An 11,697-nucleotide genomic window follows, 5' to 3' on the forward strand; every position below is an offset into this window, starting at 1 on the left:
CGGCAAGGATAAAGTGTGCGTTTTCTAAGGCTCTTTCTATCTTGTTGATGCAATTAATAATTGTAGGGAATAGAATGAGTGACATTGCATAGAGTAAGCGTATTTGCCGTGAATCAGAATATAAACTTCTACCATCAAAATGCCTTGAACCTTGCTGACAGCTATCAGCAGCTTACCTTTGGGGATGTCCACGCTAGCTGGAAGCCATATTGGCCTGTCTCGGGTGATCAGCAACATCCTGTTCGAGTTTTGGATGTAGGGGCGGGTAGTGGCCGGGATGCCAAATGGTTTGCTGAACATGGCTGTGACGTTTTTGCAGTTGAGCCTGCAGAATCTCTTCGCCGGTTAGGTCAGCAGCATACCGAAGATCTGGAAGTCTCTTGGCTTGATGACATGCTACCCGAATTAAAGAAAGTCATTGATTTAGGGATACGTTTTGATTTGATTCTTGTTTCGGCTGTTTGGATGCATATCGCCAAATCAGAACGTAAGCGCGCTTTTCGCAAGTTGGCCAATCTACTCGCCGCGAATGGCAAATTGGTTATTTCGCTACGTCATGGCAGTTTTAGTGATGGGCGAACCTCTCATGGTGTGTCGGTTGAAGAGTTAGAGCAGTTTGCTAAAGATCATGCGCTTCATGTATGCCATAAAAGTGAACGGTATGCAGATGCGATGGGGCGGGATGATGTTCAGTGGCAAACAGTAGTTTTCAATTTACCTGATGATGGTACAGGAGATTTAACCAAAGTTCGCCATATTATCGTCAATGACTGTAAGTCAGCAACTTATAAGTTGGCTCTACTGCGTACTTTGTTACGTATTGCAGATGCTCATCCCGGAGCGGTATTGGACAGAACTGACGGTAAAATAGCGATACCACTGGGTCTCGTCGGACTATACTGGATTCGCCAGTTTAAACGCTTAATTGATATTGGTGATATTCAGCAGAATTCCAATCCTAAATTGGGGCTTGGCTTCGTAAAGTCAAATGGATGGCATAAGATCAAACATCTGGGGGCTGATGATTTATCAATCGGCTCAATATTCACTAGTCAAGATGCTACTGCTTTGCAGGAAACACTTAAAGATACGCTAGATACAATAATTCAAAATCCAGTGAAGTTTACTTACATCGGTAATAAAGAAAATCGTGTATTTGGAGTAGTTCGAAAAACTAAACGCAAGCAATCATCTTTAATAGTGGATTCTGCATTTCTTGAAAGTTATGGCCAGTTTGTGCTGGATGAAAGCTTATGGGATTGTTTACGTATATATCATTCATGGATTGAGCCATTAGTAGTGAATCAATGGGTTCGTGAAATGCAAAGTTACAGCCGAAATCAGGAGCGTAGTATACCTCTACAAACTTACTATGATTGCCTAATTTGGGTTGATAAAGACCATGATACCCGCGAAGTTCGCAAAAAAGTGGATGCACTTCGTCAGTGCGGTACGGTTATTCAAAGTGTCTGGAGTGGTTCAAAACTGAGTGATCAGTACCATGTTGATCACTGCCTGCCGTTTGCCTACTGGCCGAACAATGATCGCTGGAATTTGTTGCCAACGACCACCAAGGAGAACCTGAACAAGAAAGATAGGTTGCCAAAATCCAAGCGTCTGCATGAATCCAAAGATCGGATTTTGGATTGGTGGCAAACTGCCTGGCAGAGTGAGCAGGAACAAATCCGTTTCTTTGATGAGGCGGTGTTGTCGCTACCGAACTTGCCTACGCAATGTCGGAACTTTGAAGATGTGTTTGAAGCAATGGGATTACAGGTGAAAGGTGTGAAAAGTCGGTTGCTGGTGGGCGAGTGGTGATGTGATGAGCGTATCAGCAATTTCCTTTGCACTCCATTCAATGCTCACGGGTATGCATGGAAGCAAATAGAGGCGCTATTATGCGCCTCTGGTTAGTTTATTCTGAATGAACAGTGAGTTAGATGTGATCCAGGCGGATATGGCTATTTTTTAGATCATCACGTGTAATGCCCTTGCCGTCATTTAGCGCATTAAACTGGCGTAATAATCCGGCAAGAGCATGGATAGAACCAAGTAGGTCACCCGTGTGCGCAGACTCTGACGATGTATGCATGTTACGAATTGGGTAACCAATGGTAATTGCCGCGCTATCAACGCCGGCTAACGCAGCTGCCATACCATCTGTGCCCATATCACGGCCAGAGAAGTCCAACTGGTAAGGAATGTCTAACTCACGGCAGACATTTTCTAAAGACTGAACTAAAAACTCTGAAATGACAGAGCCACGACCAATGGTAAAGCCATCACCCATCTTAAGTGGGTTCATTTTACGGTTGCCAATTCCAGGCGCCGCTTCGTAGTCATGGTTTACGTCAGTAGCAATTAATACGTCTGGCTTAAGCTCACCTACTAACTGTGTAGAGCCAAATCGGCCAATCTCTTCATGGGTTGCAATGGTATAAAGGACACGAACATTATCAAGACCTTCATCTGCTACTAAACGTGCAATTTCTGTCACAGAGAAACAACCCAGACCATTATCTAAGTAAGCACCATAAAAAGTATCCTGAGAAACACCATGTTTAATTGGGCGGTCTAAAAGAATCGGGTCACCTGGGCGTAGCCCTAAAGCTTCAACTTGTGCTTTACGATCTTTGCCATGGGTGTGCAGCTCCAGATAAATCGATTCTGGCTTAATACCTTGTTCACCAGTGCGCTGAGCAGGCGTGGAGAAGTGAATCGCTCCCAGAGCTTCAACTGTGCACCCTTCAATCACTTTGAATTTACCCGCTTCATCGGGGTGCTGGCAAAATACTTTGACTTCATGACCAATCAAAGTTGTTGGCAAGAAAGAATCGGTGTTAATCCACACTTTGCCATCGTCATCAATTTTTCGTACCTGCATGCGGATTTTGTCAGCGTGGCCAACAATCATCACGCTAACCAGGTCATCACGACCCGGATGAGAATCGAAAACCAGACCCGCATTCCCTTTAAACTGATGAATCCCCCAACCAGCAGGCATAAAAGATTCAAATTCAGGTTTGATCACGCCGTAGCTCATTGCAGCTTCAAAACCAATTGGCGAAGGCGAGGCAAGTACCTTCTTCATAAACTCAAACTGGTCGTGTGGCATAGTGGTTTGCCAGGCGTGTTTCTGTTCCGTGTTGTTCTCTAAACTCATTATTTAGCTCTTCTTATCTATCTAGTTGTAACGCAATCTCACTGCCAATTTTCCATATGCCAGTATATTGATATATAAACTTACCATAGATGAAAGCCGTTAACCTAAAGCTTGTTAAACATAGCGTTAAGTCCACATGAGAATAAGTGTTTGAATAGCCACGGACTTCATAGGCACCCCGAGCTAGGTTCCTCTGTTCTCTTTTCCCAAACTCAACTTATTCGAAACTAACGGCTTAGATCTTTGCCCCTAAGCCACTTCTGCCCAGAGGTGTGTCACGTGAACAGTTCTGGCACGCCTTTGCGCCATAGCAAGTTAGATCATTTATTTATTCGTACCCACTTTGCGTCATTCTTCTTCAAAGTATTTTAGTAATGCGTTTAGCCTAGCGGTATTGCGTAGGTGTGGAGGGTAAATCATGTATATGTCGATCTTCTGAAGCGGGTATTGCGCCAATACCTGGACTAGTCGACCGGTTTTTAAGGCGTCGGCAACTTGGAAAATCGGTTGTAGGGTAATACCGGCGTCCTCCAGGGCTGCATTGAGCATGGCTTGTCCGCTGTTGATCATTAGTCGTGATGAAATATCTGGGGAGTAAAATGTATCGCCATCAATAAATTGCCATTGTTGGGTGTTTTTGCTCGAACTGCTTTGCAGGCACTGGTGACCGACCAATTCTTTGGGGTGTTGCGGTATTCCGAAGCGTTCAAGATAACGAGGAGAGGCGCAGACAATCATGGAGTAGCTTCGTATCTTTTTCGCAATGAGGGAGTCACTTACATGGTTATGATCAAGAAAAATAATGTCATAGCCATCTTTAAGCAAATCTATGGATTGATTGTTCAGGCACACATCGATGTTCATTTTGGGGTAGTCATTGTGAAACCTTGCCATTATTGGTGCAAGTCTGCTGATACCAAAATTGACACCTGCTGCGATGGTTAATTTACCGCAGGGCTCATTCAGGGTGCGGTGAACATCCTCTTCCGCGGCGTTTAATTCTGCAAGGATGTTTTTGCACCGGTGATAATATTGTTCGCCAGCCGGGGTAAGGCTTTGGTGGCGGGTAGATTTATTCAGTAATTTGGTACCCAATAAAGTTTCAAGCCCCCTGACATGTTTGCCGACCATTTGGGCACTGAGATCTTTCTCTTCTGCGACGGAGACAAACGAGCCGCATTCTACGGCACGCACAAAAACCTCAATACTGGTTAGTCGATCCATCCTATCCTCTGTTTGCTCTCGTATTTGTGTAAGGGGTATAACGTGGTTTATTCGAAACTGTTAGTTTCGATTGTGTGTCGTTTATGACTATTTATCAATGGTAAATCCGTGAGTATCATCACACTTTATGTTCATTATGCTGGCTGGGTAATAATTTACCGCCTGCGGTGAATATGCGTTTTTGAAATAATTTGATGAATATGAACACTTTTTTGTTTGTTGCCCCGCGAGAGATCGCCTTGAGCGATGTCTATGTTCCTCCGTTGTTGGTCGCCGCATTGCTCGGCTTGGTTTTAACATCACTTACTGTCCGTCTGATGAACAAATTACGCTGGCACCGTTTTTTTATTATTCCGCCTCTGGTCGAGTTGTCGCTGACCGTGATTTATACCGTGCTAATTGGCACTTTTTTCATTCCTTCGTGATTGCCTGTTGTGAGTATGTCTGTGATAAAACGTTTTTCTCTGACCGCGGTTCTTGTTTTGGCCGCTCTGTCCGCTATTGGCTGGAAGTATCAGCATTACCTCGAAAACCCCTGGACCCGTGACGGACAGGTCAGGGCGCAGGTGATCCAGATCACGCCTCGGGTGACAGGTCCGATTGTTTCGTTGCATGTAAAGGACAACTCGGTGGTTTCAGCAGGTGATACATTGTTCGAAATTGATCCGCGTACCTATCAGGTTGCACTTGATCAGGCTAAAGCCAATTTAGTGCAGGCCCGTGTTGTGCTGACCAAAGCACAGGATGAAGCCTTGCGCCGGCAGGCGCTGCATAAACGCGATCCGGGAGCGGTATCGATATCGACCTTAATCAATGTTAACAAGGCGGTAGAAGCAGCAGATGCCGGGGTGATGGTTGCCCGCGCCGCCGTCGAGCAGGTTGCTCTTAATCTAGCGTTTACCGAAGTGAAGGCCCCTGCGGATGGCTTTGTGACGAACCTAAAACTGCGAAACGGCAGCCAGGTTGTTGCCAATCAGCCATCTTTGGCATTGGTTGACCGAGACAGCTTTTGGATTGAAGGTTTTTTTAAAGAGACCGATATCCATGATGTCAGCCCGGGGGAGCTGGCCATCGTGACTTTGATGGCGTATCCGGATCAACCACTAAAGGGCAAGGTGGAGAGTATTGGCTACGGTATTGCACATCAAGACGGAAGCACCGGTGTGGAGCTGCTGCCGAATGTCAACCCGACCTTCCAGTGGATCCGCTTGGCACAGCGGGTTCCGGTACGGATTAAGCTTGATGCGGTCCCTGATAGTGTGCAGCTACGGGTGGGGATATCCGCCTCGGTGATGATCATCAAGCATCCTCATGCAGAACAGCAAGAAATTGGGGGGGAACGATGGTTAGCGAGCGTTGTAAATTACCGCTGAAAGTTGCCTTGGCATTAACCCTGGCGATTGTGAGTGCCTTGTGGCTGGGGTGGGATAAGCCTTACTGGGCCGGGTTCGCTGTTATTGTGATGTCAGTGACGGAAACAACCGGTCACTCGTTGCGTAAAGGACGTCATCGATTGGTTGGGACTCTGATTGGGGTAATATCTGCTTTTCTGTTTGTTGATTTTTTTGCCCAGCAACAGTTTCTGTTTCTGCTGAGCTTTACCTTCTTCGCCGCATTCTGTGTATATCGGCAGGCTAACTCCCGCACGGGGTATATCTGGTCCATGGCTTTGATGGTGTGCACGTTGATCGTGGTAATGGGCAAACGGTCCGGTGAGTTAACCTTTTCGATGGGCGTGCTTCGCTTACAGGAGACCATTCTGGGCGTTGTCTGTTTTACCCTGGTGTTCAGTTTGTTTTGGCCGACATCCAGCCGGCGGGTATTGCATTCCACGTTGTTGAGCTTCTTTGCTGATCAGCAGGGCAATGTCGAGAAAACGGTTGCTGCCTTGGCGGGGAAAGGTGAACGCTTGCAGGGGCTTGGGTTTGGCGATGGACTGAAGTTTTTGACCCGACTTGAGGATCTGCTTCCGGCTGCGAAGGTCGATAGTTACCACATTGCGAGTGAGGCCGAGGCCTGGAACTGTTTCATGGTGCAGTGTCGTGAGTGGGCACTACTTTGCGGACATCTGTCTGAGGCTAGTGAGTTGCTGGATCCGGCGGTGGTGAAGCATAGCCAACAGGATGTTCAGGCACTGCTGGCGCGGGTCAAGTGCCGCTTTGTGAGTGCAGAAGCCGTGCTTCGGGGTGCTTCGCATAGTGATAACCCGATTCCGGTGATGATCGCGCTGCGAGATGAGGCTGCTGATGATCCCCAGCAGCATGGTGCAATGCTGCAACTGGAGCAGGTACTGAATGATTTGGATCAGCTGAGCTTCAAAATTCTGAAGACATTGTGTGCAGCCTTGGCGCTTGACACTCTGCAGGTTGAAGTGGTGCAAAAAGTGTCATCACAGGGCTGGTCACTGGAACGGGTGTGTCAGGCTTTCAAGGCATGGGGCATGATCTGGATTTTTATCGGCTTATGGCTGTTTGTCCCTATGACGGGTGGTTCGATGATTGTCATGCTGGGCGTTATCTTGGCCAGCGTGGTTGTATCTATGCCATTTTGTGATGTAAAAACAATAACCTACAACATGGTGGGGTGGTCATGTGTTATTTTGCTGCAGTATGCGTTGGTAATGCCGTATTTTACCGAGGTGTGGCAGTTGGCTACGTTTTATTTTTTGAATTGCTTTGGAATTTGGTATTGGTTCTCGCAGCCTCAGCAGGTGTTGTCACGGATGCTGGGATCACAGCTACTGATTATTATGACGATGGGGGCGGTCAAGTTACAGCCTGTGTATGATATTCAGGGAGCATTGCTGCAATTGTTCTTGATAGGAGGGGCGATGTTGGTGATCTACTTCGTCAACCGCGGTTTGTTTTCCAGCCTGCCGGAGCGAGTATTTTTACGCCATATTAAGCTGTTACGTTACCTGTTTGCTTGGCAGCTACGCAGACTTAGTTTGAGTGGTAAAAAGGGACAGCGATTATCGCGCTATTTCGGTCAGCTTTTACTGGGGCAGAGTCCACTCCGTTCAGTGGTGCTTGCTGAGCAGGCAATGGCTAGGCTCGATTGGCCGAGGTATCCGGAGCTTGATAGAGAGAAGGTTGCCGGGATTATCTCCAGGCTGTATGCCTTAACCTTACGATTGATTTCTTTGCAGGATGGCTATGCGGAGTGGCTGTCAAAGAGCCCAAGCCCCCAAATGACAACATTACTTGCTGAAATTGCAATGGCTTTGTCCGGTGTACTCGAACGTACCGGCGATCTTGAACACCTTCAACCGCTGGAGAATAAGCTCGATCAGCTGCAGTCTCATTTGCATCAATGTGTGCAGAATATTAATGCAGACTCTGTGCTGTTGGTATCTTTGACTGCAGAGCAGGCGTTACACCTTTATCGGGTCTTAGCCGCTCTTAAGCTGATCATTGCCGATTTCAAGCAATTAACCTCGCAAGCATCAGCATCTAATCTCGGTGAACTTAAGTACAATTATTTTACGCTTTAGTTTAAACACCGGCATACGTTTGTAGCGTATCTAGGGATAGGGTTTAAATCTCTATCTCTCCGCCAGTTTAATTGCGTGTATTGTATACTGGCTATAATTTTGGTCTGTAGTGGATTAGCAAATCTGGCCGCCCATTTGTAGGCAATTGGCATGTTTTAGGATACTGGAGGTTATCCTAAAAATTAGAATGTTCCGAACTTCGTGATACGGAGATGTCCCACTTCGTGCCATCCTCTTTATCTGGCACGTTTATGCCCCAAAACTATTTAGAGTGGTTGCTCATTCACAGGCTGTTAATGCTGGTTTTCGATATCAGTACTTATGCGAGGATGCTGAGGACTGCTAGGTGTTAGCTACGCTCTCTTTCTCCTAGTAGCAAGACTTAATGGGGTTTGGGAGTTCAGGCTCGCTTTTGGTAAAAGCGTACCTGAGAAACCCATACAGTAATCGGCTGTTGAAGCACGGTCAGTAGAAACTCTCGCAACTAAAACTGCTAAAGAAAATTACCATTGCCTTCCCTCCTTGGTGCAATGGTAACTTCTTGATTTTTTGTCACTTCATTTATTTAGATTGCGTCAAAGGCGGCTTTTCATCACTGAAGTAGCTTGCTTGCCAGCGATGTAAACTCATAATCCCTTTATCATTCAAATTATCGCGCACTAAATGTCGTGCTGGTTGATCCAGTTTCTCAAAGTCAAAATGACCGACTAATCCTGTATTGCCTTCTGAAGAAACAGCTTGCTGATATTGGCTTATTTCGCTTGGCGATTTTGCTCGATCCCAAAATTTAATCTCATCGACCAGACCTTTATAGTCTTCAAATTGATTCCATTTATAGTCAACATGAGTTCCAGTCACAGCCTGCTCTTCACCACCTAAGAACCATCCTTCAAGCCCTGGTGGATTACCAACTCCCCAATCTTTCCAGAATTTTTCTTGCATATCGACACGTGTCGGTAGTTCAGTTTTGGCAATGAGTGCGCCATCAATCCAAAGTTCTAATACAGCTTCTTTATCTCCAGACCAACGTCTCACCGCTTGTACATTGTGCCAGCGGTCATCCAATAATGAAGGGGTGGTTGATGCAGGATAAGCACCTACGCTATAGACATATCCTTTTTCTACACTTGGCCCAGTTCCATCGTCAAAGAACCATCTAAGGCGTCCGCCACCATAGAACTGAAGTGCAAAGCTGCCATCACGTCCACCATAGTTTCGAGAAAATCCATCTAGCAGCCAATTGCCGTGCCACCACCAACCTTGCCATGAATATGGTTCTTCATCTAAATCGCTCCAGTTGGTAAGTTGATCTTCATTTATCGCATGTTGATTTATGGCATCTTCATCCTTTGGATAAGGGTTCTGCGGCCAAGGTGTTTCTCCAACTGGATAACTCGCGTCAGGTTTAATCCATAGCTCTAAAGTAAACTCTCCAGTACCAAAGCGTTCAGGCAGATTAGTTAATTGGGCATACTCTTGCATGCCATTAGCATTCTTAACGAATTTTAGACTCTCTGATAAGGCTGGAGCACTTACAAGTATCGCTGAACTAATCAATGCTGTTGATAACAACTTCCGCATTGCTACTACTCCCAGCTATCGTTTATGAGGACGAGTTTTCCTGTGACCTTACCATTTTCTAATGCTTGATGAGCCAGGCCAACATTACTGAAATTAAAAACCTCTTTATGCAGCAACGGTTTTACAAGATCAGCTTCCACCAATTTAGTGATATTCTTCAGTATCTCACCGTGATGTGCTCGTCCTTTACCGTGAATAAGAGGGATCAGCATCAAAACAAGATCCAGGCTTAGGGCTTTAGACGCAGCAGCTTCTAAATTAAACTCTCCAAACATCTGAGTGCTGATTACGTGTCCGTTAAACCTTGCGGCTTCAACAGAGTTGGCAAAATTACTTCCTCCGACTGGATCAAAAACGATGTCAAATCCGTTACCTTCAGTGAACTCATTTACATAGTCGGTTACATTTACGCTTTTGTAATTGAAAACATTGTTCGCACCCAGCGTGCTCGCAATAGCTGCAACGGTATCTTCACCAACAGTGGTTGAGACTACAGCCCCTTTGGTCTTTGCCAATTGTAATGCGATGTGACCAACTCCACCTGTCCCACCATGAACTAAAACCTTATCACCTGATTTAACCTGAGCCTTATCGATGAGTCCTTCCCAAGCGGTAATCGCAACCAGTGGTAAAGCAGCCGCATGAACAAAATCCATATTTGCTGGCATCTTAGCGACCTGCACCGCGTCCACTGCGATAAAATCTGCTAATGATCCTTGCTGGCCTGCAATGCCTCCTGCGCAACCATAGACTTTATCACCCACCTTAAAGTCACTTGCTGAATCACCAACTGCTTCTACTGTACCTGCAAAATCTGAATGTAGTACGGCAGGCAAGGGATCATAAAAAGCCCCTTTTCTTTGCATAATATCTTTTGGGTTCAAACTACTGGCATGGATCTTAACTAGTAGCTGATCTGCATTGATAGCAGGAACAGGCATTTCTTCCGCTTGAAAAACGTTTGTGTCGCCATATTGGTTGATGGTAATTGCTCGCATGATTCTGACCTTGTTTGTTGTTGACAAGATAACTATAGCGAATTGTAATTAGTAACATTAGACCCTATAATCTAACTTCACAATCAACTAAAAGTTAATAATGCAACCATCACTTCAAGCCATTACTGCTTTTGTCAAAACTGTCGCACTAGGAAGCTTTGCTGCGGCAGCAAAAGAGCTGAATCAAACTCCAGCAGCCGTCAGCAAACAGGTGAAGAGCCTGGAGCAGCAACTTAGTACCCGCTTACTGCACCGAACTACACGCCAACTTTCTCTGACCGAGGAAGGTGAATATCTCTATCGGAGATATTGCCTCGTTCTTGCTCAGTTGGACGCATCATACAATTGGCTTGAATCCAGGCGAGAAAAGCCGAGTGGCAAATTGAGGATCAGTGTTCCTCACAGTATTGGACGGCATTTGATACTACCCTTGCTACCCAAATTCAAAGCAACTTACCCGCATATAGAGCCTGAGATCTATTTTGACGATCAACCTAGAGATCCCATAGCTTACGGTTTTGATGTTGGGGTTCGTGGGGGAGAGTTGCCAGAAAGCGGTCTGGTTTCTCGGCGATTGATTCCCATGCAGTTCTTTTTATGCGCTACGCCTGCCTACATAGCATCACATCCTCAGATCAATGAACCATCGGATTTAATTGCCCATGATCAAGTACGCTTTCGTATGTCAGGCAGTGGAAAAATTGGAGATTGGACGTTTGTGAATGGAGAAGAGTCTTTTGTCGTCGCCCAAAACAACGCATTAATTGTAAATAATCAAGACGCCTGTCGTGATGCGATTTTGGCACATATGGGTATCGGATTTCTTGAGGCTTATTATTTAAAGCCCTATATAGAGTCAGGTGAACTCGTTCATTTGCTGCCTGACTATCATCGTGCCACGAAAGTCAGTACTTATTACCTCTACTACCCGCATAGAGAAAATTTGGCTCCTAAGGTTAGGGTCTTTGTTGACTTTTTGGTAGATCATTTGGTGAGTCAATGACATCACCAAGTCCTTTGGCGTGTTTAAATGGTATTGTCGCAAAAGCTATCCAAACGACAGCAAACACGTGTCATTTTAGGTTCGGCTAAGTTGAGTACAGTTGTTATAGCTTGCTGCGTTTGATGGTAGTGTTAAGTGGTTCGAGATACTTTTGCTTATTTAAGCCATCATCATTAGAGCTGGTACTCTAACGCGTTTCTGTCCATTTATCTTTTAGGCCACTACAGATTAGCTT

The 11,697-nt window shown here is 45.7% G+C and carries 9 protein-coding genes; 5 read left to right on the top strand and 4 right to left on the bottom strand.

Translation table 11 applies throughout. The features are described from left to right. The first annotated feature begins 108 nt into the window (after positions 1-108). Positions 109-1,818: a class I SAM-dependent methyltransferase gene (locus tag MD588_RS13650; protein WP_265697916.1), complete on the top strand. Its 1,710-nt coding sequence runs from the start codon at positions 109-111 to the stop codon at positions 1,816-1,818. A gap of 118 nt (positions 1,819-1,936) precedes the next feature. Here the strand turns inward: MD588_RS13650 and MD588_RS13655 are convergent, their stop codons facing one another. Both MD588_RS13655 and MD588_RS13660 read right to left on the bottom strand, forming a co-directional pair. Further along, positions 1,937-3,163, bottom strand: coding sequence for a M20/M25/M40 family metallo-hydrolase (locus MD588_RS13655; protein WP_265697894.1), 1,227 nt, complete (start codon positions 3,161-3,163; stop codon positions 1,937-1,939). A gap of 348 nt (positions 3,164-3,511) precedes the next feature. Next, the gene (locus MD588_RS13660) at positions 3,512-4,387 is read right to left on the bottom strand and encodes a LysR family transcriptional regulator (RefSeq protein ID WP_265697895.1); all 876 of its coding nucleotides are present in this window, start codon (positions 4,385-4,387) and stop codon (positions 3,512-3,514) included. A 194-nt stretch (positions 4,388-4,581) separates the two neighbouring features. On the opposite strand from MD588_RS13660, the gene MD588_RS13665 reads away from it, so the two are divergent. Genes MD588_RS13665 through MD588_RS13675 form a run of 3 tightly spaced genes read left to right on the top strand, consistent with a single transcriptional unit; the run spans position 4,582 to position 7,880 of the window. Next, entirely contained in the window at positions 4,582-4,812 is a 231-nt protein-coding gene (locus MD588_RS13665; protein WP_265697896.1) for a DUF1656 domain-containing protein, read from the top strand. A gap of 21 nt (positions 4,813-4,833) precedes the next feature. Beyond that, the gene (locus MD588_RS13670; RefSeq protein WP_265697917.1) at positions 4,834-5,760 is read left to right on the top strand and encodes an HlyD family secretion protein; all 927 of its coding nucleotides are present in this window, start codon (positions 4,834-4,836) and stop codon (positions 5,758-5,760) included. Beyond that, entirely contained in the window at positions 5,730-7,880 is a 2,151-nt protein-coding gene (locus MD588_RS13675) for an FUSC family protein (RefSeq protein ID WP_265697897.1), read from the top strand. Before MD588_RS13670 ends, MD588_RS13675 begins: the two co-directional genes overlap by 31 nt. A gap of 561 nt (positions 7,881-8,441) precedes the next feature. Here the strand turns inward: MD588_RS13675 and MD588_RS13680 are convergent. Beyond that, on the bottom strand, positions 8,442-9,461 hold the full coding sequence (locus MD588_RS13680) for a LamG domain-containing protein (protein WP_265697898.1): 1,020 nt from the start codon (positions 9,459-9,461) through the stop codon (positions 8,442-8,444). A 5-nt stretch (positions 9,462-9,466) separates the two neighbouring features. After that, on the bottom strand, positions 9,467-10,459 hold the full coding sequence (locus MD588_RS13685) for a zinc-binding dehydrogenase (RefSeq protein ID WP_265697899.1): 993 nt from the start codon (positions 10,457-10,459) through the stop codon (positions 9,467-9,469). Positions 10,460-10,559: 100 nt separating this feature from the next. Between MD588_RS13685 and MD588_RS13690 the strand changes: the two genes are divergently transcribed. After that, positions 10,560-11,462, top strand: coding sequence for a LysR family transcriptional regulator (locus MD588_RS13690; protein ID WP_265697900.1), 903 nt, complete (start codon positions 10,560-10,562; stop codon positions 11,460-11,462). Positions 11,463-11,697 lie beyond the last annotated feature (235 nt).

This window comes from Photobacterium obscurum (genome assembly GCF_026191635.1).
GTDB classification, from domain to species: Bacteria; Pseudomonadota; Gammaproteobacteria; order Enterobacterales; family Vibrionaceae; genus Photobacterium; species Photobacterium obscurum.